The 23,255-nt window shown below is 67.9% G+C and carries 20 protein-coding genes, 2 pseudogenes and 1 other annotated feature; of the genes and pseudogenes, 8 read left to right on the plus strand and 14 right to left on the minus strand.

What is annotated here, in order from left to right:
- The first annotated feature begins 22 nt into the window (after positions 1–22).
- Genes OG394_RS22910 through OG394_RS22920 form a run of 3 tightly spaced genes read left to right on the plus strand, consistent with a single transcriptional unit; the run spans position 23 to position 2,872 of the window.
- A complete protein-coding gene (locus tag OG394_RS22910) occupies positions 23–1,147 on the plus strand; it encodes a pyridoxal-phosphate dependent enzyme (protein WP_328989080.1) in 1,125 nt (374 codons plus the stop codon).
- Positions 1,131–1,754 carry a helix-turn-helix transcriptional regulator gene (locus OG394_RS22915; RefSeq protein ID WP_328989081.1) on the plus strand — a complete coding sequence of 208 codons (624 nt, stop codon included), beginning with the start codon at positions 1,131–1,133 and terminating at the stop codon, positions 1,752–1,754. Before OG394_RS22910 ends, OG394_RS22915 begins: the two co-directional genes overlap by 17 nt.
- 2 nt (positions 1,755–1,756) lie before the next feature.
- Positions 1,757–2,872, plus strand: coding sequence for an alanine racemase (locus OG394_RS22920; RefSeq protein WP_328989082.1), 1,116 nt, complete (start codon positions 1,757–1,759; stop codon positions 2,870–2,872).
- A 37-nt stretch (positions 2,873–2,909) separates the two neighbouring features.
- Here the strand turns inward: OG394_RS22920 and OG394_RS22925 are convergent, their stop codons facing one another.
- Positions 2,910–3,875, minus strand: a complete 966-nt coding sequence (locus OG394_RS22925; protein ID WP_328989083.1) for a hypothetical protein — start codon at positions 3,873–3,875, stop codon at positions 2,910–2,912.
- Positions 3,876–3,923: 48 nt separating this feature from the next.
- On the opposite strand from OG394_RS22925, the gene OG394_RS22930 reads away from it, so the two are divergent.
- Positions 3,924–4,334: a hypothetical protein gene (locus tag OG394_RS22930; RefSeq protein WP_328989084.1), complete on the plus strand. Its 411-nt coding sequence runs from the start codon at positions 3,924–3,926 to the stop codon at positions 4,332–4,334.
- A gap of 380 nt (positions 4,335–4,714) precedes the next feature.
- Positions 4,715–5,955, plus strand: a protein-coding gene (locus OG394_RS22935; protein WP_328989085.1) for an IS3 family transposase whose coding sequence is annotated in 2 segments (ribosomal slippage) — positions 4,715–4,997 and positions 4,997–5,955 — 1,242 coding nt in all. Because the reading frame shifts where the segments join, the coding sequence is not laid out codon by codon here.
- Positions 4,993–5,124, plus strand: a sequence feature (AL1L pseudoknot). It overlaps the preceding gene by 132 nt.
- Before the next feature lie 104 nt (positions 5,956–6,059).
- On the opposite strand, the gene OG394_RS22940 is transcribed toward OG394_RS22935, so the two are convergent.
- The 3 genes from OG394_RS22940 to OG394_RS22950 form a co-directional block, all read right to left on the minus strand.
- Positions 6,060–7,325, minus strand: coding sequence for an IS110 family transposase (locus OG394_RS22940; RefSeq protein ID WP_442914301.1), 1,266 nt, complete (start codon positions 7,323–7,325; stop codon positions 6,060–6,062).
- 273 nt (positions 7,326–7,598) lie between these two features.
- Positions 7,599–8,891, minus strand: a complete 1,293-nt coding sequence (locus tag OG394_RS22945) for an MFS transporter (protein ID WP_328989087.1) — start codon at positions 8,889–8,891, stop codon at positions 7,599–7,601.
- 54 nt (positions 8,892–8,945) lie between these two features.
- Entirely contained in the window at positions 8,946–9,290 is a 345-nt protein-coding gene (locus OG394_RS22950) for a sterol carrier family protein (RefSeq protein ID WP_328989088.1), read from the minus strand.
- 179 nt (positions 9,291–9,469) lie between these two features.
- On the opposite strand from OG394_RS22950, the gene OG394_RS22955 reads away from it, so the two are divergent.
- Positions 9,470–10,087, plus strand: a complete 618-nt coding sequence (locus OG394_RS22955) for a hypothetical protein (RefSeq protein WP_328989089.1) — start codon at positions 9,470–9,472, stop codon at positions 10,085–10,087.
- A 20-nt stretch (positions 10,088–10,107) separates the two neighbouring features.
- Here OG394_RS22955 and OG394_RS22960 read toward each other — a convergent pair whose 3' ends face one another.
- The 9 genes and pseudogenes from OG394_RS22960 to OG394_RS22995 form a co-directional block, all read right to left on the minus strand.
- Complete coding sequence (locus OG394_RS22960) at positions 10,108–11,643, minus strand: alpha/beta hydrolase (RefSeq protein ID WP_328989090.1); 1,536 nt, start codon at positions 11,641–11,643, stop codon at positions 10,108–10,110.
- A 20-nt stretch (positions 11,644–11,663) separates the two neighbouring features.
- Positions 11,664–12,755 (minus strand): PSP1 domain-containing protein, encoded by a 1,092-nt coding sequence (locus tag OG394_RS22965; protein WP_328996860.1) that lies wholly within the window; start codon positions 12,753–12,755, stop codon positions 11,664–11,666.
- A 73-nt stretch (positions 12,756–12,828) separates the two neighbouring features.
- The gene (locus OG394_RS22970) at positions 12,829–13,404 is read right to left on the minus strand and encodes a DUF4190 domain-containing protein (protein ID WP_328989091.1); all 576 of its coding nucleotides are present in this window, start codon (positions 13,402–13,404) and stop codon (positions 12,829–12,831) included.
- Entirely contained in the window at positions 13,401–14,111 is a 711-nt protein-coding gene (locus OG394_RS22975) for a DUF4190 domain-containing protein (RefSeq protein ID WP_328989092.1), read from the minus strand. Before OG394_RS22975 ends, OG394_RS22970 begins: the two co-directional genes overlap by 4 nt.
- A 23-nt stretch (positions 14,112–14,134) precedes the next feature.
- The gene (locus OG394_RS22980) at positions 14,135–14,866 is read right to left on the minus strand and encodes a DUF4190 domain-containing protein (RefSeq protein WP_328989094.1); all 732 of its coding nucleotides are present in this window, start codon (positions 14,864–14,866) and stop codon (positions 14,135–14,137) included.
- Positions 14,867–15,001: 135 nt separating this feature from the next.
- Entirely contained in the window at positions 15,002–16,171 is a 1,170-nt protein-coding gene (locus OG394_RS22985) for a DNA polymerase III subunit delta' (RefSeq protein WP_328989095.1), read from the minus strand.
- 125 nt (positions 16,172–16,296) lie between these two features.
- Positions 16,297–16,911 (minus strand): annotated as a pseudogene (gene tmk, locus OG394_RS40115) (dTMP kinase); the annotation flags it as partial.
- A 54-nt stretch (positions 16,912–16,965) separates the two neighbouring features.
- Positions 16,966–18,288 (minus strand): annotated as a pseudogene (locus OG394_RS40120) (MFS transporter); the annotation flags it as partial.
- A gap of 33 nt (positions 18,289–18,321) precedes the next feature.
- Positions 18,322–21,159: a glycoside hydrolase family 2 TIM barrel-domain containing protein gene (locus tag OG394_RS22995; RefSeq protein WP_328989097.1), complete on the minus strand. Its 2,838-nt coding sequence runs from the start codon at positions 21,157–21,159 to the stop codon at positions 18,322–18,324.
- Positions 21,160–21,322: 163 nt separating this feature from the next.
- Here OG394_RS22995 and OG394_RS23000 point away from each other — a divergent pair, with 163 nt between their 5' ends.
- Positions 21,323–21,796 carry a hypothetical protein gene (locus OG394_RS23000; RefSeq protein ID WP_328989098.1) on the plus strand — a complete coding sequence of 158 codons (474 nt, stop codon included), beginning with the start codon at positions 21,323–21,325 and terminating at the stop codon, positions 21,794–21,796.
- A 70-nt stretch (positions 21,797–21,866) separates the two neighbouring features.
- Here OG394_RS23000 and OG394_RS23005 read toward each other — a convergent pair whose 3' ends face one another.
- The gene (locus tag OG394_RS23005; RefSeq protein WP_328989099.1) at positions 21,867–22,403 is read right to left on the minus strand and encodes a Fur family transcriptional regulator; all 537 of its coding nucleotides are present in this window, start codon (positions 22,401–22,403) and stop codon (positions 21,867–21,869) included.
- A 133-nt stretch (positions 22,404–22,536) separates the two neighbouring features.
- On the opposite strand from OG394_RS23005, the gene OG394_RS23010 reads away from it, so the two are divergent.
- On the plus strand, positions 22,537–23,163 hold the full coding sequence (locus OG394_RS23010) for a superoxide dismutase (RefSeq protein ID WP_328989100.1): 627 nt from the start codon (positions 22,537–22,539) through the stop codon (positions 23,161–23,163).
- The last annotated feature ends 92 nt before the right edge of the window (positions 23,164–23,255 follow it).

Here is a 23,255-nt window from a genome sequence, read left to right on the forward strand (position 1 = left end):
TGTCTATTGCTAGACTTATCGTATGGCTGAGCAGATGTACGTCGATCCGCGATCCGGGCGGGGTTACCCGCTGGAGGTCGCGCGCTGGCGCGGGGACGACGGCGCGCCCCTGATGGTGTCCGCGATGCCGGGCATCAGCCGGGAGCAGGTGCTGTCCGAGGTCCGGTCGTTGTGGCGGTATCGCGCGGCACTGCCCGAAGTGGTTGGCGCGGCGGTGAGCATGGGCGAGGGGTGTACGCCGCTGGTCTCGCAGCGGTGGGGCTCGGGCGAGGTGCGGTTCAAGCTGGAGTGGTTCAGTTCGACGGGCAGTTTCAAGGACCGCGGGACCAGCGTGATGATGTCGTACCTCGCCGGGCAAGGTATTACCGAAGTGATCGAGGACAGCTCTGGAAATGGCGGCTCCTCGGTCTCGGCGTATGCCGCTCGCGCGGGGATCCGGGCCCGCATCCTCGCGCCTGAGGGCACGTCCCCGGCGAAGGTGTTGCAGAGCCGGGCGTACGGCGCTGAGGTCTCGTTGGTGCCGGGTGATCGCGAGGCGACGTCGGCGCGCGCCCTGGTGGAGTCGGCTCACACGTACTACGCCAGTCACAACTGGCATCCGTTCTTCCTCCAGGGGACGAAGACGCTCGCCTACGAACTCTGGGAGGACCTCGGCTTCCGCGCACCGGATGCCGTCGTCACCGTGGCAGGCGCCGGCAGCATCGTCCTCGGGCTCGACCTGGGCTTCTCCGAATTGCTCGCGGCGGGCCAAATCTCTCGCCTGCCAAGGCTTCTCGTCGCACAACCCGAGGCTTGTGCGCCCATCGTCGGGGCGTTTGCCGACCGTCCGGTGTCGTTCGCGCCAACGATCGCGGAAGGTACGGCGATCCAGAAGCCGATCCGTCTGCCCGAGGTGCTCGCGGCCATCCGGCGTTCGGGTGGCGATATGGCGGCGATTCCCGAGGCAGACATCGTTGACGCCGTACGACGCTTGGCCGCGGTCGGGCTGTACGCCGAACCGACGAGCGCCACCGCGGCGGCCGCGATCGACGTCTTCCGCGCTCGCGGCGAGATCCGCCCTGACGAGACGACGGTTGTGGTGCTGACCGGATCGGGGCTCAAGGCAACAACGCGGATGGGCGAGGTGTTCGATGCCTTCGTTGACTGAGGATGAGTTGTTGCTGCGCGAGGCGGAGACGATTGTCGTTGCCTTGGGCAAGATGTTCCCCGGCTTGTGCGAGGTGGTGTTGCACGACCTGCGCCGACCGGACAACGCGATCCGGGTGATCGAGAACAACCTGTCCGGCCGGGCCGTCGGCGCTCCCGCGACCGAGCTCGGTCTGGCGCGGATCGAGGATCCGGATTACCCGAGCGTCATCCAGAACTATCCGAACACCTTCCCGGACGGACGCCCTGCCAAGAGCACGTCGATCGGACTGAAGAACAGCAAGGGCGCGTACGTCGCGGCGATCTGCCTCAACCTGGACGTATCCCTCTTCTCAACGATCACCCGCGCCCTTGGCAACCTGATCCAGACCGACGCGCCGGCTCAGCCGGAGAACCTCCGCGCCCGGACCACCGATTCACTGCGTGCCCTCGTTGAGGAATTCGCCGTCTCTCGCGGCCGCGGGCCTCGTGACCTGGAAGTTGCCGATCGCAAGGAGTTGCTGCGATCCCTTAAGGAACAGGGCTTTCTCGAGGTCAAGCATTCCGTTCCCGCGTTGACCGAGATCCTCGGCATCTCCCGCGCGACCATCTACAACTACGTGAGGTGACCATGTCCCCCGCACCCGCCCGGACGCCGTACCTACGGCTGGACCGGCCACGCGTCGTCCGCAATATCCGGTGGCTGCGCGATCACCTCGCGTCTCTCGGCGTACCGCTTCGACCGCATCTCAAGACGGCCAAATCGGTCGAGGTGGCGCGGCTGCTCTTCGATGGTGGTTCCGGGCCGATCACGGTGTCCACGCTTGCCGAGGCGGAGGCCTTCGCGGCGGCGGGGTTCACCGAAATCCTTTACGCGGTGGGGATTGCGCCGGCCAAGCTGCCGGATGTCGTCGCGATGCATCGTCGCGGGATCGACCTCGTCGTCTTGCTGGACAGCGTGGCCCAGGCCGAGGCGGTCGCCGCCGCATCGGTCGAGTCCGGCGTACGCATCCCGGCCTTGATCGAGATCAACTGCGACAACCATCGCGGCGGCGTCGAGCCGGAATCTGCCGAGCTAGTCGCCATCGGCCGCGCGCTGACCGGCGTATCCGGCGAGGTGCGTGGGGTGTTGACGCATGCTGGGGAGTCGTACTTCTGCTATTCCGAGGCCGAGCTGGTGAAGGCCGCAGAGAACGAGCGAGCGGTCGCGGTGCGTGCCGCGGAAACCCTTCGCGGTAAGGGGTTTGAGGTGCCGGTCGTGAGTGTCGGATCGACGCCGACGGCGCACTTCGCCCGCGACCTGACCGGGGTCACGGAGGTCCGCGCCGGCAACTTCGTCTTCTTCGACCTGGTGATGGCCGGTATCGGCGTCTGCGGCACCGACGACCTCGCGCTCAGCGTCGTCACCACCGTGATCGGGCATCGGCCGGACCGCGGCTGGATCCTCACCGACGCCGGCTGGATGGCGACCTCCCGCGACCGCGGCACCGCCCGGCAAGCCGTGGACCAGGGGTACGGGCTGGTCTGCACGGAGGATGGCGAGGTCATCCCGGACCTGCTGATGACCGATGCCAGCCAGGAACACGGCATTCTCTCGCTTCGAGAAGGCAGTCCGCGGCAACTGCCGTCGCTGCCGGTCGGTACGCGGTTGCGGATCCTGCCGAACCACGCGTGTGCGACCGCCGCCCAGCACGCGTCGTACCAGGTATCCACCGGCGAGACCTGGCCGCGGATCACCGGTTGGTGAGCCAGTTTGCGTGTCAGTTCGCGTGTCTGCTCGTGTCTCAGTTCGTGTAGAGGCCGGCCATGGCGAGGGCGAAGGCGGTCATGTCGTTCTTCTCGGCCTGGCCCGCGGGTAGGCGGGTCATCTTGACGATTCGGTCGTCGCCGACGCGCATGGTGACGGTCAGCGTCTTGAGGTCGATGAGCGCCTCGTCGCCGAGCGGGATCGACTCGGCGTTCGGGGACTTGCGGGCGGTGTCCATCACGCGGGCGGCTTCGGGCGTTAGGGCCTCGGAGGTCCAGAGCACGGCCGTCGACGTCAGCCAACCGCAGATCACGTCGCCGGTCGCGGTCTCGCCATCACGGCGGATGGACGCGGGCGCGCTGAGCACTGCCGCCGCCTTGTCCGTACCGCGCTCGCACTCCGGCCGGACGACCAGCGGCTCCGGTGCGGGTAGACCCGGCATGCTCTGGACCGCGGCAAGCGCGAGTGCGGCGTACTTCTCGATCGTGGCGGCTGGCCCGCTGACCTTGACCAAGCGACCTTCCTCGAGCAGCACCACGAAGCGACTGGTCCCGAATCCCCCGTCCGCCGCGACCACGTCCTTGGCGATCTCGCCGGAACCACGGGTCGCGTTGTACGTCGAACGGGCGGACGCGAGGTCAGTCGGCTTCGCGGGCTGGACGGACCGGCCGATGCGCAGGTTGCCGCCGGGAGTGCCGGTACCGAGTTGCAGCTCGCACACGTCGTACGTCGGAAGCCCGAGCTCGGCCGGGATGGGCTTCGGCTGGATCGCCACCGACGGAACGCCCAGCGTCTGCCGGACCAACGTCTGGTCGATCCGCACGCACAACGTGTCCGCGACCTTCGCCGTCGGCGCACTCGGCGTCTCGCTGGGCGTATCGGTCGGCGTCGGCGTCGGTGTCGTGCTCGAGGGTGTGGTGGACGGCCCGACCTCGTTCACCGTCTCGCAACCCACCAGCGGAACGACCAGGGCCAACGCGGCAACAGCGAAACGGATACGCATGACCACCGACTGTAGGCCATCGAGTTTGTGAGGACGTACCATCCTCCGGTGACCGACGAGCTCTCGAACCGCCTTGCCGCCCTCACCCACCATCTCGAAACCGAGTTCGGCCAGGCCGTGCTCATCGAGCGACCGGATAACGGCGGCGTCCGGATCGGCGACGCGGCCGAGGCCGGTATCCCGATCACCTGGAACGACCACGGCCCGGGAACGCCCTTGCTCCACGTCGATATCGGCCGCCACCGCGTCCCCTTGCAACGAACCGCGGCCTCCATCGACTACCTCGAGCAGATCGCCCGCGCCGCCATCACCGGCCAGATCACCGAATCCCGCGCCCCCGGCCGAACCACCCTCACCATCACCCTGCCCGACGGCACCACCACCACCGAACACACCTACCGCCTCTCCTTCACCCGCACCCCCACCCACACCCACCCGCCCTACACCCCCGCCCCCTAACAACGCCCTGGCGCCAACCCGCACACCAAACCCACATTTTGTGGAAAACCCTCCCGCGAAGTGCCTCGTTGCGTTTGCACACGCGCGACACAAGCAGGCACCTCGCGGAGGTGTTATCCACAAATCCGCCCGCGGGCTTGGGAATTGGGGATGCACCGCGTACGACGCACGAAGCACGGCCTCCGCGGCGGTGGGCAAAGGTAGAACGGCGAACCGGCGCGAGGTGCAGCGAAAGCCGTGGCCAGCGGCCTTCCTTCTGCCGCGAGTGGTCACATCTGGTCCACTCGCGAGTGGACGCGTCATAACGGGACCACTAGTCCGAAAATGACTGAGCCGCCCCGGCGTGTCTGGAGACTTCATTTGTTGGAAGGATGAAGTCCATGTCACGTCCGTCGTCGTATTCGCCCGAGATCCGTGAGCGCGCTGTTCGGATGGTTGTTGAGTCCAAGGCCGACTATGGCTCGGAGTTCGAGGCGATCAAGTCGGTCGCGTTGAAGCTGGGGATCGGGGCGCCGGAGACGCTGCGCAAGTGGGTCCGTCGTGCCGAGATCGATGCTGGGCAGCGTCCTGGTGTCACCACCTCGGAGTCGGACCAGCTGAAGGCACTGAAGCGGGAGAACGCCGAGCTGCGGCGGGCGAACGAGATCCTGAAATCTGCAGCGACTTTCTTCGCGGCGGAGCTCGACCGCCCACAGAAGTGATCGTGGCGTTCATCAACGATCACAAAGACCGGTTCGGGGTCGAGCCGATCTGCCGCGTGCTCACCGAGCATGGCTGCAAGATCGCCCCATCCACCTACTACGACAACCGGAATCGTCAACCCAGTAAGAAGAAACTCCGCGATGCCGAGTTGATCGCGGTGATCGAGAAGGTCCGCGCCGAGGTCCGGTTCGTGCGGTTGTTCGGAGCCGACAAACTCTGGCTGCATCTGCGTGGCCTGGGCCACGACGTGGCTCGCTGCACGGTGGAACGATTGATGACCCAGATGGGCATCAGTGGCGTGATCCGCGGCAAGAAGCCACGGACCACCATCGCTGACGAGTCCGCTCACCGGCCGCCCGATCTGGTCGATCGCCGGTTCGTCGCCTCAGCCCCGAACCGGTTGTGGGTCGCCGACTTCACCTACGTCGCGACCAGGACCGGCACGGTCTACGTCGCGCACATCGTGGACGTATTCTCCCGCCGGATCATCGGCTGGAAAGCAGCCACCACGATGACCACACCGCTGGTCCTGGACGCCCTCGAGATGGCGATGTGGACCCGCCGAACCGAAGGCACCACCGACCTGACCGGACTGGTCCACCACAACGACGCCGGCACCCAATACACCTCGATCACCTTCACCAAAGCCCTGCTCAACGCCGGAATCGACGCCTCGGTCGGATCGGTCGGCGACGCCTACGACAACGCCCTGGCCGAGACCCACATGGGCCTCTACAAGTCCGAACTGATCCACTCCTACGGCCCCTGGCAAGGCCTCCACGACGTCGAAGCAGCCACCTTGAACTGGGTCCACTGGTTCAACACCGCCCGCCCTCACGGATCGATCCAAGACCTCACACCGACCCAAGCCGAGCACACTCACTACACTCACCGAACCCGTCTCGCCGAGGCCGGTTAACACCTAACGAAGCCTCCGGACACGCTGGGGCGGCTCAGACTGTGTTGGGGCGTGCGTGTGTTCCGGCGGAGCGCAGCGGAGCCGGGAGGTTGTGTGCTCGGTGGTCAGGCGACGGGTTCGAGGGTGACGTTGTAGCCGAGGGCTTGGAGTTGGCGGACGTGGTTGCGTCGTTTCCGTTCGGGGTTGATGCGGTTGTCGTAGAAGTCGGGGCCGAGGTCGTGGAAGTGGGCGTCGGGATCGGATAGCAGGTGCCAGACGATGACCAGGATGGAGCGGCCGACCGCGACGATGGCTTTCTTGCGGCCGCGGCGTCTGGCGATGCGCCGGTAGCGTTCGCCGAGGAAGGTGTCGGTTTTACCGGCGCAGACGGCGGCCTCGCCCAGGACCCGGGCCAGGTAGGAGTTGCCGTGGCCGGTGGCGCCGGTGCCTTTCTTCTTCCCGGCCGATTCTTTAACCCCGGGGGCGAACCTGGCCCACGACGCCAGGTGGCCCGGGGTGGGGAACCGGGTCATGTCGGTCCCGATTTCGGCGATGATCACGTGCGCGGTGACCCGCCCGATGCCGGGGATCTCATCGAGTCGTTCCACCGCCTCGGCGAAAGGGGCGATCTGGTCGCCGATCCTGTCTTCGAGGTCGGCGATATCGGCTTCGATCTGGTCGATCCGGGCCAGCATCTTGGCCAGCAGATAGGCGTGGTGGTCGGTGAAGTATCCGGTGAAGGCTTCTTCCAGGTCACCGATCTTGGCCCGCATCCGGGACCGGGCCAACTGCGCCAGCACCTTCGGGTCCCGCTCACCCCCGGCCAGCGCGGCCAGCATGTCCCGCCCCGACACCCCGAAAATGTCCGACGCGACCACCGACACCTTGATACAGGCATCTTCCAGCAGCTTCTCCACCCGGTTCTTCTCCGCAGTGCACGCGTTCACCAAATCAACCCGATACCGGGTCAGATCCCGCAACTGGCGGATCGGCAACGGCGGCACGAAACTGGCCCGCAGCATCTGCCGCTCCGCCACCTTGCACAACCACACCGCATCCAGCCGGTCGGTCTTCGGCCGACCCGGCAAATGCTTCACATCCTTGGCGTTCACCAGCCAGGTCTCCAACCCGGCCGCCTCCAGCAGATAGAACGGCGGCTTCCAATAGTCCGAGGTCGCCTCCATCACCACCCGCGACACCCCCAGCTCGACCAGCCGGTCAGCCAGCCGCAACAACGACCGCGTCATCGTCGAATACCGGTCCACCTCCTGCAACCGGCGCCCCGGCCGGCCCGGATCCGGAATCCGCACACAACACACCAACTCGGCCTTACCGATGTCCAGCGCCGCGACCCGCGCGATGATCTCCTCGACATCCTGCGTCTGCTCCAGCACCACAACCCACCTCCACACAACGCACCGGCAAACACGGTGCCCGCAGGAGCTGCAAGGATCCGGCGAATCTAGTCCGCGTGCTCAAAGGCAACACTGAAAGGCCCACAACGCAACTCCCGGCGCCCGACTCGCGGACGGCCTCAAACGAACCACAGTGATACGGCGTCAACGGGCACCACCCCAATTTTCAGCCCGGAACGGGCCGCCCACCAGAGCAGTGCCAGACTCGCGGCAGAAGAAGAGGAAAGTACGTCGGTCCGGGCTTGCGGGTTAGGGGGTGGGGGTGGTGCGGAGGTGGCGTTCGCGGAGGGCGTGTTCGTCGGTGCGGGCGTCGTAGCGCCAGAAGTCGCGGAGCCAGGCGGTGGTGAGGACTACGCCGGCTACGCAGAGGATGCCGCCGCTGACGATGGACGTGCGGACCGAGGTGAGGTCGGCGACGAGACCTGAGCGGGCTTGACCACCCAGCGGGCCGAGGGAGTACGAGAGCATCTCGATGCCCGCGAGCCGGCCGCGCATCTCGTCCGGGATGGTCTGGTTCCAGATCACCGCGCGGAACAGCCCGGAGATCATGTCGGCACCACCCGCGACGGCGAACAACGCGATCGCGACCCACATCGTCGGCGCCAGACCGGCGAGTCCGACCGAACCGCCCCAGACGATCGTGGCGATCACGACCGCCCGGCCGTGGTGGTGAACCCGGGCCGCCCAGCCGCTGGTGAGGGTCGCGATCAGGGCACCGATCGACTCGGCGCTGTAGAGCAGACCGAGCAGCTTCGGTTCTTGCAGCACCTCGGTCGCGAAGGCGGGGAACAGCACGATCGGCATCGCCAGGAACATGCCGACCATGTCGATCGCGTAAGTGCCGAGCAAGTCGCGGCGCCGGAAGGCGTACCGAATGCCTTCGCCGATGCCGGACAGACTGGGTGGACGGCTGTGCTCGTTCGACGGGTACGGCCGGAGCGCGACGTACATCAAGGTGGCGATCGCCAGCCCGCCGAGGTCGACCGCGAACGCCCAGGTGACGCCGACCGTGCCGACCAGGAGTCCACCGAGAGCCGGTCCGGCGAGTTGGGCGACCTGGAGGGTGAGCGAGTTCAGGGTGACGGCGGCCGGCATCTGCTCATGCCGGACGACTCGCGGGAAGAGCGCGTCCCGGCTCGGGCGTTGCAGCGACGACGCGACGGCCGCCAGCGCGCCACAGACGTAGATCAGCCAGACCCGCGGATTGTCCAGCAGGGTGTTGCCGAGCAGCAGGGCCGTGATCACCGCCTGCGCCACACCGGTGTAGATCAGCATCTTCCGGCGATCGAGGTGGTCGGCCAGCGCACCGCCGTACAGGCCGAAGATGACCAGCGGCGCGATCATCACCAGGCCCATCAACCCGACGGCGAAGTTCGAACCGGTGAGTTGGTAGAGCTGGTACGGCAACGCGACGTACGCGGTCATCTGACCGAGGTAGAAGACCGTTCCCGAAATGACCAGGATGCGGAAGTCGCGCGAACTGCGCCAAGGGCTCAGGTCGACCTGCATCCGGCTGAGCCGCTCGCGCCAGGTGATTGCCACCGGCTCATGATTCCACCGGCAAGACGCCCGGGGACACCGGTTTTCGGACCAGCTTTAGCCGGGTAGAAGTGGCAGGAGCGCGCTGAGGTCCGTTCGCTCGCCGCTGGCGCGCACTCGGCCGGACGCGCGGGCCTCTTGCCACTCCAGCCGTCCGAGCGCCAGGTCGATCCACAGCTCGGCGGGCATCTCCACCACGGCACCAGGCGTGCCCCGGGTATGACGCGGCCCCTCGATACATTGCACCGCGCCGTACGGCGGTACGCGGACCTCGACCGCATGACCAGGCGCCTTCGCCACCAGCATTTTCAGCAGGTGTTTCGTCAGCAGCTTGAGGTCCGCCCGCTCGGCCTCGCCGGCCAGATAGCGCCGCAGGGCGGACTCGATCGCGTCTTCCGTCACGAGACGTCAGAGTACGGGTGCAACCGAATCCGCCGTACACGCGTCAGGTTCCACAGGGCCCGAAACGGCAACCCACACGGCGCACTGGCCACTGAGCAAACGGCACGGGGCGTCGTTTAGGCGTGTCGCGGGGGTCTGTTCGATAATCACTGCGGGACCGGAACGGAAGCGAGGCCCTGATGCTTACGCCCAGGCACGAGGCACTGCTGGCGACCCTGCTGGGTATGACCGTCGGAGTGTCCGCCTTCGGTATCTACGTGGCGGTCCGCGATGCGCCGCTGACCGGTGGCACCCCGCAGATCGTCGCGACCACGCCGACGCAGAAGCCCTCGCCGCATCCGTCGGCCGGTGCGCTCGACGGCACCGCGCTCACGTTCGTCACCAAGGCGCTCGGGTTCGGCGGGCAGGCGTCGGTGCCGTCCGACTGGGCGCAGGAGGAGCTGGCCGGCGACCAGACCCGGTTCATGCACTCGTCCTCGGTCTGGCTGGTGCGGTTCGAGAACACGTCCAGCAAGCGCGATCCCGAGCGTCACGTCCGCGACCGGGCCAGGAAGGTCCGCAACGAGCAGAACCTGCGCATCGTCTCCGAGGACACGACCACACTCGTGTACACCTACACCCGCGACAAGCAGGGCCGGATGGTGCTGTCGCGCTGGATCGCGGCGGCCGATGGCGAGGGCACGGCCGCCGAGATCACCGTCGCCGGCAGGCCGCAGGACGCGGCGGGCCTGGCCGTCGTACTGGCCAAGGCCACCGAGTCCTACCAGCCCACCGCCTCGTCAGGCCAGCCCCGCTAAAGGTCAGCCCCGCTAAGAGGTCAGCACTTGATGTCTTGGGCGGGTGCGGTGCCCTGGAGGAAGTACTTCTCGACGGCCTCGTCGACGCAGGAGTTGCCTTCCTTGTAGCCAGTGTGGCCGTCGCCGTCGCGGGTGATCAGCACTCCGCTCTCCAGTTGGCCGGCCAGCGCCACACTCCACTCGTACGGCGTGGCCGGGTCACGCGTGGTGCCGACCACGACGATCGGCTTGGCGCCCGCGGCCTTGATCGCGTGCTGCGTGTTCACCGGCTTGACGGGCCAGTGCGCGCACGGCAGCGATCCCCACAGCAGGTAGGCGCCGAAGCGCGGTGACGCCGCCTGGTACGCCGCCGCCTGGCTCTTGGCCTCCGCGATCGAGGTGATGTCAGGGTGGTCGATGCAGTTCACGGCGTAGATGACCTCGCCGGAGTTGTCTGCGTATCCCTGCGGCCTACGGCTCGTGTACTCGTCGGCAAGAGCCAGTAGCCGGCTGCCGTCGCCCTTGAGTCCGTCGGCGACAGCCTTCTCCAGACGCGGCCAGTAGTCCTTGACGTACAGCGGGAAGATCACACCGAGCACTGCCAGGCCCTGGCCGACCTCGCGGGTTCCGTCGCCAGTGAGCGGTTTGCTGTCGCTGTCGGCCAGTACCTTGTCCACCGCGTCCAGGACGGCGTCCTTGCTACTGCCGAGCTCACACGACCTCTGCGCACAGTCGGCCGCGAAGGCATCCAGTGCGGTGTCGAAGCCCTTCGCCTGGGCCATGTTGATCTGCTCGGTCGGACGGGCCGGATCGACCGCGCCATCGAGAACGAGGCGGCCGACGTTCTTCGGGAAGAGCTCGGCGTACGTCGCGCCCAGGTAGGTGCCGTACGACTTGCCGAGGTAGTAGAGCTCGGTGTCGCCGACGATGCCGCGCATCACATCGATATCGCGAGCCGCGTCCTTGGTCGACACGTGCGGCAACAGCTTGCCCGACTTGGCCTGGCAGCTATCGGCGAGCTGCTTCGCGACCTTGTCGAGGGCCTCGATCTCCGCATCGTTGTCCGGGCTGCCGTCGGTGGCGACGAACGCGTCCATCTGGGCGGTGTCGAGGCAGCGCACCGGCGTCGACTCACCGACACCGCGCGGATCCCAGCCGATCACGTCGAACTTGCGCAGCAGCGGCGCGCCGAGCACGAAACTGGCGGCGGACGCGTACTCCACGCCGGAACCGCCCGGCCCACCCGGGTTGATGAACAGCGTCCCGATCCGGCCATTGCGGTCGCCCGCGGTGATCCGGCGGGCCTTCAGCTCGATCGTCTCGCCGGTCGGTTTGTCGTAGTCCAGCGGCACCTCGACCATCGCGCACTGGCCCGGTCCGCCGCGTCCACCCGCCGGGTCACAACTGCCCCAATCGAGCGACTGCTGGTAGAACCGCTCCAGGCCCGCGGGGATCGGCCCGACCGGTCCCTTGCTCGGCACGGTCACGTTCGGCCCGGTCCCGGAGTCCGCGTCCTGCGCCCGGGTGGCGACCGTACAGCCGCTCGCGATCACCGCCAGGCCCGTCAGCGCCGCCACGAACCCAACCCTGCGCGTTTTCACTCCGCGTTCTCTCCCGTGTCGTTCCGGCCCGTGTCGGCTTGCTCGTCGCCCGCCTGATCGCGGTACGTCGTACGGCGTCGGCGCCGCGGTTTTCGCGCGGGCCGCTCGGCCGGCGCCGCCTCACCCTGGGTGGCAGCCTCGTCCTGGGTGACAGCTTCATCCTGGCTGACCACGGGTCCACCAGCGTCCGCCTCTTCCACAACCGGCGGCAGCGATGGCATGTCCAGAGGGACGGGGGGATTGTTGCCAGGGGTGACCTTGGCGCTCGGTGAGGTCTCGTACTGCTGGCGCGGCGAGCAGACGTCCGCCCGGCTGCAGGCGCAGCGGCGGCCCGAGGCGGCGAGGCGGACCACCACGGTGTCGCTCGGCACGTTGTGCCCGACGACGACGCCATCGCCCAGCGGGGTCTCCACCGCCGTCCCGTTCGTGGGGGCCTTCGCGTTGAACTCCTGGTACAGGGGGTGCTCGTACTTCAGGCAGCACATCAGCCGGCCACACGCACCCGAGATCTTCAGCGGGTTGAGCGGCAGATCCTGGTCCTTGGCCATCCGGACGCTGACCGGCTCGAAGTCCTTGAGGAACGTCGCGCAGCACAGGTCCCGCCCGCACGGCCCGATCCCGCCCTGCAGCCGCGCCTCGTCCCGCGCGCCGACCTGGCGCAGCTCGATCCGGGCTCGCAAACCGCGCGCGAGATCGCGGACCAGCTCGCGGAAGTCGACCCGATGCGGCGCGGAGAAGTACACGATGACGAGCTGATCGACATCGGGACGCCGGTCCACGAAGTCGATACCGACGACCTTCATCGGCAGATCGTGCTGCCGGATCAGCCGCTTCGCGATCGCGCGGGCGTCCACCCGGCGACGGCGGTTCTGCTCGTCGCGGTTCAGATCGGCCTCGGTCGCGACGCCCTCGCACAGCGGCAGCCCGCCGATGTCCTCGGGCACCTCCTGTGGCGCCCAGACACACTCGGCGACCTCGGGCCCGTCGTCGGTCGGAACCAGCACTTTGTCCCCGACTCGCGGTCTATGCGGGCCGGGGTCCAGGTAGTACAGCCGCCCGTATCGCTCGAACGACACCGCCATCACCATGCCCACGCGGCCAGACTACGTGTACCGGTCCACCGCAGCGACGGTTTCGGCGGCCCGAGACCTGCTTGTTGCCCTAGTAAGACGTACCGTCGCCGACCGCGATCATCATGATCACGATGATCAGGATGCCCAGCAGCAGTAGGCCGGTGATGACGCCGCCGATGATGATGCCCGCGATCGCCAGCCCGCGGCCCTCTTCACCGGTCTGCCGGACCTTGCGCAACGCCGCGATACCGAGGCCGATGCCGACCGGTGCCGCGAGTGTGAACAGCAGCCCAGCCAGGCTCACCACCAGAGAAGCCGTGGCGAGACCGTTCGTACGACGTCCGACGGCGGTATATCCGTACCCGGCGTAGCTCTGCTGGTACGGCCCGTACTGGACCGGGTACGACGAACCAGGCTGTCCCGGGTACCCAGGTTGCCCAGGCTGGACCGGGTTGGCGGGGTAGTTCGGCGCGCTCGGCTGGCTGGGGCCTCGGTCGATCGGAAGATTCTGCTGGCCACCCGGACTGGCCCAGGGGGTCTCGGGTCGAGGCGTGTCCTGCGGACGATCTTGCGGCCGCTGGCCGGGTACGTCGTCCTGAACCCCAAAACGCGGGAGGTCACCCGGATTACCAGGCTGGCCGGGTGGGAATGGCGGCTGGGTCATCGGCCACTGCCTTTCACGCTGCCGTGGATCTGCTCGCCGTCCTTGTCGGTGACGAAGCAGACCAGGTGCAGATTGGCCGGGTTGGACCAGGCCTGACGGTCGGGATAAAAGTAGCTGAAGAGCAGGGTCGAGTCCTTGAGCTCCGCCCCGACGTACTGGCTGAACTCGTCGGCGCAAAGCTGTTCGGCCAGCTCCTCGATCTCACGATCACCCGGGTATTCGCCAGTGAGCATCGGCAGCGCGTAGATCTCCGAGCCGTGCGCCTCACGACACGGCACCAGGTCCAGCGTGTACAGCGCGTTCTGGTCGTCCTCGGTGAAGCAGTCGCCGACGCGGGCCTCGAAGACCTCCACCGTGCCGCCCTTGACCACCACACCGGAGTCGTTGCGCTGCACGTCACCGGCCGTGACCAGCAGGAACGTGGCCGTCGGCAACACCATGAACAGCGAGACGGACGAGATGACCGTGGCCGCGACGGCGAGCCCGCGCCAGTGTCCGGCCGTACGGCGCATCGCCACGAGGGTCACGATCGCCAACGGCAGCGCGACGATCGCGGGCACCACCAGCACGCTGAGCACGAACGCCGCGAGCGCCGTACCGACGGTCCACTGCGGCTGCTCCAGCCGTGGCTGTCCGTCGGCCGTCTCCGGGGCGGTCGGCTGACCTGGCGTGGGCTGGATCACCCACGGGCTCGGATTCGGATCCACGTGACCTACGGTGCCACCCCCGTCTACCGCCGGGATCCGCGCATGGATCCGGTCAACTGCTCGCCGGGCGTGCCGACCATACAAAGGACGTTGCCATCAGCAACAGCACGATCCTCTAGTACGACGTAGTACATGTCCAATTCGGAATCCTCGTACCGCCGGCCGACGAACGTCTCGAACGAACTCGCGCAAGCCCGGGTGGCCGTGTCCGCCTTGTCGTCGGGGCTCAACCCGGTCAGTTTCGCCTTCGCCCGCGCGTACGCCTCGCCGGTGTGCGGCTGCGCGCAGTCGGCGATCCGCGCCACCAGCAACGCCCCTTGGGCCAGATCGGCGTTGAAGCACTGGGCGACGCGCAGCTCTTCGACCGGCACGGCCTGACCCAGCCCGGCCTCGCGATCGGCCAGCACCACGAATCCCGCGATCACCCCGAAGATCACCAGCCAGCAGGCGCTGATCACCAGTCCCGCCAGGGCGAGATTCCGCCCGCGCAAGCCGGTACGACGCGTCCGCCGCAGGCCGAACAACGCGAGCGGCACCGACAGCACGACGGCTCCCGCGATACTGAGCACGAAGCCGGCCATGGAGAAGGTGTCCGTCGGACGCACCGGGGTCGGCGGTTCGGCCGAAACCCCGTCCACCCAGGTCTCCGCCGACGGCAACGCACGACGTCCCGCCCACCGGCCCGAGCGGGCAAGCGGGTCCACGCCGGAGCCGGCGTACGGCTCCGTCCTGGGTGGACGAGGCGGTTGGGTCATCTGACTTCCCTCAGTGGCGGCACGATCGCGGACCGTATTTGCCAGTGAGAAACTGGTAGTACTGGCGACCCATACATCGCCGCACCCCACGTTCCGTTACACCTGCCGAATCTTCTTTGCAGAAGGAGGCGGCTGTCAGCCTTCGTGGAGGGAGAGGGTGAGGGCTTCGACGGCCAGCAGAGGGGCGACGTTGGCGTCGATGGCGTCGCGGCAATTGGTGAGGGCGCCGATGCGGCGGATCGTCTGTTCCGGCGTCGTCCGGCGGGCCAGCTGGGCGATCTCGCGGTCGAGCTCGGCGTTGATCAGCTCGGCGCCCGCGTTCGTCTGGATCACCAGCACGTCGCGGTAGAGCGCCATCAGGTCGACCAGCGAACGGTCGAGCACGTCCCGCTCCCAGCGTTTGGCCCGGGCCTTCTGCTGGTCCTCGAGCTCCTTCAACGCGGCGTTGGCCTCGCGCGGTTTGGCGCCCTTGGTGCCCATACCGAGCGCTTGTTCGAGATCGGCGCGCTCGCGTTGATCGACCTCGGCCGCACTGGCCTTGGCCTCTTCCTTGGCGGCGTCGACCAGCCGGGCGGCCGCGTTCAGGCAGGAGCCGATGGTGCGCAGCTCGAACGGGACCTTGAGCACGTTGCTGCGGCGCTGCCGAACGACCTCGTCCCGGGCGAGCGCCTTGGCCCGGCCGATATGCCCCTGCGCGGCGCGAGCGGCGAAGGTGGCCAGCTCCGGGTCGATACCGGTCCGCTCGGCCAGCATCGCGGCGACGTCGGCGGTCGGGGGCGTGCGCAGCACCAGGAGGCGGCAGCGCGAGCGGATGGTGGGCACGACGTCCTCGACGGTCGGAGCGCACAACACCCAGATCGTGCGGGGCGACGGCTCCTCGATGCTCTTCAGCAGGGCGTCGGCGGCCTGCTCGGTGAGACGGTCCGCGTCCTCGACGACCATCACCTGCCAGCGGCCCTGGGTCGGGCTCATCGCGGCCCGGCGGATCAGCTCGCGGATCTCCGCGACCCGGATCGACAGCATTTCGGTCCGGATCAGGGACACGTCGGGATGCGCGCCGGTCATCACGGTCCGGCAGTTCGTGCACTCGCTGCAGCCCTGGAGCCCGCATTGCAGGGCGGCGGCGAAGGCGCGGCCCGCGTTCGACCGGCCAGAACCCGGTGGGCCGGTGATCAGCCAGGCGTGCGTCATACCCGCGACGTCGGCGCCGGACATGCCCTGCAGCCGGTTGTCGGCCGCGGCGACGGCACGACGCAGCACCTTGACCGCGGGCTTCTGGCCGACGAGCTCATCCCAGACACTCACCACGGCTGCTCCACCCCATTCCCCGACTCGACCCTGTCCTTACTCACCACAGGCGGTACGACGTCGCCGGCCGGCTCGGACTCGCGCTCGGTCTTGGCCTTCGTCTTGGTCTTGTTCTTGGGCGGCAGTAGTGGCGTGACGCGCGAACGGATCATCGCGGTGAGGGCGTCGCGATCGGTGGCGGCGTCGAGCACCAGGTAGTGCTGCGGCTCAGTCGCCGCCAACTCCAGGAAGGCCTGCCGGACGCGCTCGTGGAACTCCGCCGGCTCGGCCTCGATCCGGTCGCGCCGCTCGAATCGCGCGTGCCCGGCCGTGGGCGGCAGATCCAGCAGGATGGTCAGGTTCGGCCGGAGGTCAGCCGTGGCCCAGCGGTTGACGCGCTCGACGTCATTCCGGTCGAGGTCGCGCCCGGACCCTTGATAGGCCAGCGCGGAGTCGACGTACCGGTCGGTGATGACGACGACACCCCGGCGCAGTGCAGGCTGGATGACGGCGTCGATGTGCTCGGCCTTGTCGGCCGCGTAGAGCAGGGCCTCGGCGCGATGCGAGATGTCGCCGGTGGCCGGGTCGAGCACGATCTGGCGCAGCTTCTGGCCGAACTCGGTCGCGCCGGGCTCACGGGTGAGCAGCACCTCGTAGCCCTCGTCGGTGAGCCAGGCGGCCAGCGCGGTGGACTGGGTCGACTTGCCCGCGCCCTCGCCACCTTCCAGCGCGATGAACAGGCCTTGAGTCGGATACATGCCCGGAGTCTTACCGAAACTGCGCCGCAGGTCCCGGAGGAAGGGCACGCCGGGCCGGTCGTCCATCTGCCGCCAGGCGAGCAACCCGATCACCACCGCGAGCACGGCCGCGATCAGCATCGTGATGGCGGCACCGTTGTAGGTCACCGTCTTGTCGCCGCCGAGGGAGAAGCTGTGCCGGCCGATCGCGCCCGCGGCGAACGGCGCGATCGCGAGCGTCACCGCCAGCACGGTCCGGACGGCGGACTGGACGAAGGCGAAGGTCCGCCCGCGCACCTCGTCCGGCACCTCCAGCCCGAGCAGGGTGTAGCCGGAGACCCAGGACGCGCCCGCGCAGAAGCCGAGGCACACCGCGATCATGGTGGCGATCTCGATCTGCTGGATCAACGCCAGCCCGGTCAGGCCGATGCCCGCGCCGACCAGGCCCGCCGCGAACAGCCGCCGCCGGGACAACCCGGAGAACAGCCGCGGCGCGAACCCCATCCCGAGCGCGAGGCCGCCGAACACCGAACCGAAGAGCAGACCGTAGCCGGGATCACCTGCGTGCAGGTCCTCGACGTACGTCCGGCCGAGGCCGATCACGACCGCGCCGGCCGCGAAGGCTCCAGAGATGCCGACGACCAGGCCGCGCACGACCGGCGTACCGGTGACGAAGGACCAGCCCTCGACCATCGTGCGCCACAACGTCGGGTGCTTCTCGTGGCCGGTGGCGGCCTTACCGATTTCGGCCACGGAGATGATCGCCAGTCCGGAGATCGCGAAGGTGGCCGCGTTCAGATAAACCGCGAGGTCGATCGAATTGAGGCCGAGGCCGCCGGTGGCGCGCTCGACGTTGTTCGCGAGCAGGGTGATCGCGGTGAACAGGGCCGCGGCGGGCAGCGCGGAGCCGTACGTCGTGATCAGGCTGATCTGGTTCGCGGCCTCGAGCCGGTGCCGGGGCACCAGATTCGGCACGCTGGCGTCCTTGGCCGGGCCCCAGATCAGGCTGACGATCTCGATCAGCACGGTCGCCACCAGCAGCCAGGTGAGCGTGTGCACGATCGGAATCGTGACGAACAACGCCGCCCGGAGCAGATCGCCGATGATCATCGTCCAGCGCCGGTCCAGCCGGTCGGCGATCCAGCCCGCGACCGGTCCCATCACCAGCGCGGGCAGCACCCGCAGGAACAGCACCCCACCGATGGCGAAGTTGGCCATCTGATAGTCGTCGCCGGCGAAGGACTTCGCCATCGCCGTCAACGCGAGCAGGCCGACCCAGTCGCCCAGACTGGACAGCCCGAAACCGATCCAGAGTCGCCGGAACGCCCTGATCCGGAGCACCGCGCGAAGGTCATGCGCAGGCGCCGGATCGGTCAGGGGATCGAACGGCTCAGCCACGCCTGCAGCCTAGTCGGGCGCTCCGACAACTCTTTACACCGACCGGAAACGCAGGGAGATCTCCTTCGGCGCCGTGTGCAACTTGTACTGCTCCGACAACGCCGGACCACACGAGTTGGACCCGATCCCGGCCTGGGCCAGATCCAGCGTGACGTACGTCGTCTCGCTCGCTGCCAAGTCCGGGTGGTGCCCGGCGTCGGCCAGGTCGGCCGACGTCCAGCGGCGCACGGTCAGCCCGAACAGGTCCGGATCGCCCTCCACCCGCAGGTCTCCGAGCACGGCCCAGCGAGTGTCCAGGCGTTGACCGTTCTCCTGCGGACGCACGTACGGCGTTTGCAGATCGCTAACGCTCGCCTGGTACCGCCCGACGGCCGCGGCGGCACGCGTGTCGACGTACGCCTCGTTCGGGCCGGTGCCGAACCAGTCGACCGTCTCGACCGGCGGCAGCTCGAACGTGATGCCGAGGCGCGGCAGGGTCGCCGGGAACTGCCCGTCGGGCACTACCGACAAGTGCAGGCCGACGGAGTTGTCCTCGGACCGCGTCCAACGCCAGGTCGAGACGAGGCCCCACTGCAAGGCGGGCGGCGCCGTCCGTACGACGACCTGCCAGGCGCCGTCGACCACCTCGGCCGACACCACCCGATGCTGAACCCGATGCAACCCAGCCTCTTCCCACGCCGCGGAGACACCGGGAATCCGGTCGTTATCGGTAGGCGCCCGCCAAACATCCAGCCGCACATTCCGCAACGCGTCGAGCGAGATCCCGTCCACGGCGACGGTTCCTTCGGCCGCCCCGACGATTGCCGGCACCTGCTCATCGGACCCTTGTGACCCGGCGTGTCGCAGTTCATCGGACCCTTGTGACCGCGCGGGCTCGTCGAGCCGGATCTGGCCCCAGGCGATCGGGTGGCCCGCGTCGGCCCAGGACGTCTCCTTGGCGAGCTCCGCCGTGACCGTCAACCAGGTCTCGCGAGCCGACGAGTCCACCTTTGGCAGCGGCACCACGCACGTCTCCCCTGGCGCCAGCACCGGCACGTCCAGGGCGATGGCCTCGACGTGCTGGCCTTCGACCTCGACGATCGCCTGGAAACGCAGGTTCGACGTGTCCTGCACCTCGTACCTGCTGGTGATGCGGATGTTCTTGCCGTCGGCAACGATGACCAGCGGCTCGATCACCTTGACGTATTCGGTCATGCCGGGCGAAGGCGTCCGGTCCGGGAAGAGCAGGCCGTCGCAGACGAAGTTGCCGTCGTGGATCGTCTCGCCAAAGTCCCCGCCGTACGCGTAGAACTCCTTGCCCTCGGCATCGGTTGTCCGCAGACCGTGGTCGATCCACTCCCAGATGAAGCCGCCCTGGCAACGCGGGTACTTCTCGAACAGTGCGCGATAGTCCAGCAGCTCGCCCGGACCGTTGCCCATGGCATGCGCATACTCGCAGAGGATGAACGGTTTCCCCTTGTACAACGTGGGATCCGCGCCGATCGCGTCGACACGTTCAAGCGAGGTGTACATCTGCGAGTAGACGTCGACGAACTCCGCCTCGGTGTCGCGCTCATAGTGCACCGGCCGGGACGGATCGCGGTCGTGCGCGAAGTCGTACATCGCGCGCAGGTTGTCGCCCATCCCGCATTCGTTGCCGAGTGACCAGATCACGATGCTCGGGTGGTTCTTGTCCCGCTCGACCATGCGGCGCATCCGGTCGACCAGGTCGTCGCGCCAGCGCTCGTCCATCACCGGGTTCGGCAGGTTCGGCGGCTCGGGCTCGTAGCCGAACCCGTGCGTCTCGAGGTCGCACTCGTCCACGACGTACAGGCCGTACTCGTCGCACAAATCCAGGAAGTGCGGGTGCGGCGGGTAGTGGCTGGTCCGGACGGAGTTGATCCCGGCCCGCTTCATCAGCAGTACGTCGTCCAGCATGTCCTGCTCGGTCAGCGCGCGGCCGCGATCCGGGTGGAACTCGTGCCGGTTGACGCCGTTGAACAGCACACGCCGCCCATTGACCTGGATGACGCCGTCCACGATGGCGACGGTTCGGAACCCCACGCGCAGGCGTACCTCACCACCCGGCGTGCGCAGGGTCGCGTCGTACAGGCGGGGCACTTCGGCGCTCCACGGCTCGACGCTCTCGATCGCGACGCGCTCGCCGGTCGCGACCGACAGCCCGAGCTCCGGTACGACGACCGTGCCCGCGACGTCCGACTCGACCAGGAGCGAGCCGCCGCCGGTCGTGTGGTCGAAGTCGGCATGCACGAAGACGTCGGTCGCCGCATCCGGCTGCAGGCGAAGCAGGTTGACCTCGCGGAAGATGCCGGACAGCCACCACATGTCCTGGTCCTCGAGGTAACTGCCGGCGGACCACTGGTGCACCCGCACCGCGATCGTCACCTCGTCACCCGCTTCGACGTACTCGGTCAGGTCGAACTCGCTCGGCAGCCGGCTACCCGAGGACCAGCCGAGCTGCCGGCCGTTCAGCCAGACGGCGAAGCGCGAGTCCACGCCCTCGAACCGCAGCACGATCCTGGCGTTGTCCCAGTCGGCCGGGATCGCCACGGTCCGGACGTAGTCGCCGGTCGGGTTGTCCGTCGGCACGAACGGCGGCTCCAGCGGGAACGGGTAGACCACATTCGTGTACGCCGGACTGCCGTGGCCGGCCAATTGCCAGTGCGACGGCACGGCCAGATCCGACCAGGCGTCCGCCTTGGTATCCGGCGCGGACAGGTCGTCGGGCGCCTCGGCCAGGCTCGGCGAAAGCCGGAATCGCCAGTCGCCGGTGAGCGGGATGCGGGCCGCGTCATCGTGCAGCCAGGCACGGGCGGGCAGGACGGAGGCGCCGGGCGCGAAGCTCTCGACGTACGAGTGGTCAGTCGTCACAGGGAACGACCGTACCGTCGGAAGACCGGGATGACCACACAAGGTCCAACATTTGTGAACATCGTGCAGGATTTTCCCTGCCGCGAGTGGTCACCTCCGGTCTCGGCTTCGACCAAGATCGAATGGTCTAGAGATCGACCCTCGCGACGGCATGATCGGTGCCATGACGATCAACCGAGTACTCGCTCTGCTCGCCGTGCCGGCCGTCCTGGTCGGCTCTGCCGCCACCGCGGGCGCGACCACCGTCGCCGTACCGCCCAACGACACCATGGACACCGCCACCGAACTCACCGTCGGCCGGATCGTCCAGGACACTCGCGAGGCCACCAATGACGCGGACGATATGACCATCGCCGAGGAGTGCGGCAACGTGATGGCGCCGCAGAAGGGCAGCGTCTGGTACAAGGTCACCGCGACCACCGACCAGGTCCTGACCGTCGACTCGGCCGGATCCAGCTACAAGGTCGACCTGATCGGCGTCCGGCGCAGCTCGCCGTACCACCTGTTCGACTGCACCACGAAGAACACCAAGGTCACGCTGAACGTCAAGGCCGGCGAGACCGTCTACCTGCTCAGCATGTCCGCCTTCCGCGGCGGCGGCTCCGCCGGCACCCTCCACCTAACCGTCACCCGCTAGCGGCCAGTTCATCGGGCCCTCGTGACCAGGCGTGGCGAGGTTGATCGGGCCCTTGTGACCAGGGGCCCGGTCAGGCCTCGGCGCAGGCGGCGCAGGTGCCGAGGAGGGCGACCTGTTCCGGGGCCAGGCGGAAGCCGAGGTCGCGCTGGAGTTTGCGCCGGACCGGGTCCAACGTGTTGCCGGGGGCATCGAGCACGGTCCCGCACTCGGAGCAGCGCAGGTGGATGTGCCGGGGCACGAGATCGCCCGACAAGTGGTACGTCGTACCGGCGCGGCCGAGGTGCACATGCGTGACCAGTCCGAACTCGCCGAGAGCCTCGAGCGCGCGGTAGACCGTGGCGCGGTGGATGCCGGGCCGGAGCCCCTCGGCCCGCTCGCCGATCTGCTCCGCGCTCAGGTGTTCGTCGGTCGCCGCCAGCACCTCGACGACGGCCAGCCGGGCCGGCGTGACCCGCTCACCGCGCTCGCGCAACCGCGCCGCCGTGACCTCGACGGTGTCACGCAAAGCCTTCGCACCCGTCTTCGCGGCCGTCTTCGCACCAGTCTTCGTAGCCGTCTTCGGGGCCGTCTTTGGGGCCGTCCGGGCGGTCTTCGCTGGGGTCGCCATCCCTCCAGTGTCGCGCATCGGGGCAAGGTGCGGTGTCTTATTCAGCGAGCGTTTGCCCCGCCCTCGTTGGGGCACTGAAGCGGAGGAATATAGTCGAGAGTGAACCAGCCTTACTTTCTTCGGAGGATTCGTCGTGACCGACTACACCCTGCCGGATCTTGGCTATGACTACGGCGCACTCGAGCCGCACATTTCCGGCCAGATCATGGAGCTCCACCACTCCAAGCACCACCAGGCATATGTCACCGGCGCGAACACCGCGCTCGAGCAGCTGGCCGAGGCGCGGGAGAAGGACTCCTTCGGCACCGTGAACCAGCTGGGCAAGAACCTCGCGTTCAACCTCGCCGGTCACGTGAACCACACCGTGTTCTGGCAGAACCTCTCCCCGGACGGCGGCGACAAGCCGGACGGTGAGCTCGGCGCCGCGGTGGACGAGTTCTTCGGCTCGTTCGACGCGTTCCGCAAGCACTTCACCGCGAACGCGCTCGGCATCCAGGGCTCCGGCTGGTCGATCCTGGCCTACGACACCCTCGGCCAGAAGCTCATCATCGAGCAGCTCTACGACCACCAGGGCAACCTCGCCCAGGGCCAGGTCCCGCTGCTGATGCTCGACATGTGGGAGCACGCCTTCTACCTGCAGTACCGCAACGTCAAGGCCGACTACGTCGAGGCCTTCTGGAACATCGCCCACTGGGGCGACGTCGCCAAGCGCTTCGCCGCCGCCCGCACCCAGACCGCAGGCCTCATCACCCCCGCCTGACCCAGTCCCACCCGAAAGGCCCCTCCAGGTGGAGGGGCCTTTCGCGTTCCCGCGGGTTACCCACACGTCACTTTGCATTCATTCGTCGGAAT

Source organism: Kribbella sp. NBC_01245 (genome assembly GCF_036226525.1).
Lineage (GTDB): Bacteria > Actinomycetota > Actinomycetes > Propionibacteriales > Kribbellaceae > Kribbella.

Excerpts from the sequence above, each read along its gene's own strand:
- OG394_RS22970 (WP_328989091.1), bottom strand. The coding sequence starts at position 13,404 with ATGACCCAGCCGCCATTCCCACCCGGCCAGCCTGGTAATCCGGGTGAC.
- OG394_RS22955 (WP_328989089.1), top strand. The coding sequence starts at position 9,470 with ATGCTTACGCCCAGGCACGAGGCACTGCTGGCGACCCTGCTGGGTATG.
- OG394_RS22980 (WP_328989094.1), bottom strand. The coding sequence starts at position 14,866 with ATGACCCAACCGCCTCGTCCACCCAGGACGGAGCCGTACGCCGGCTCC.
- OG394_RS23005 (WP_328989099.1), bottom strand. The coding sequence starts at position 22,403 with ATGGCGACCCCAGCGAAGACCGCCCGGACGGCCCCAAAGACGGCCCCG.
- OG394_RS22915 (WP_328989081.1), top strand. The coding sequence starts at position 1,131 with ATGCCTTCGTTGACTGAGGATGAGTTGTTGCTGCGCGAGGCGGAGACG.
- OG394_RS22965 (WP_328996860.1), bottom strand. The coding sequence starts at position 12,755 with ATGGTGATGGCGGTGTCGTTCGAGCGATACGGGCGGCTGTACTACCTG.
- OG394_RS22925 (WP_328989083.1), bottom strand. The coding sequence starts at position 3,875 with ATGCGTATCCGTTTCGCTGTTGCCGCGTTGGCCCTGGTCGTTCCGCTG.
- OG394_RS22920 (WP_328989082.1), top strand. The coding sequence starts at position 1,757 with ATGTCCCCCGCACCCGCCCGGACGCCGTACCTACGGCTGGACCGGCCA.
- OG394_RS23000 (WP_328989098.1), top strand. The coding sequence starts at position 21,323 with ATGACGATCAACCGAGTACTCGCTCTGCTCGCCGTGCCGGCCGTCCTG.
- OG394_RS22910 (WP_328989080.1), top strand. The coding sequence starts at position 23 with ATGGCTGAGCAGATGTACGTCGATCCGCGATCCGGGCGGGGTTACCCG.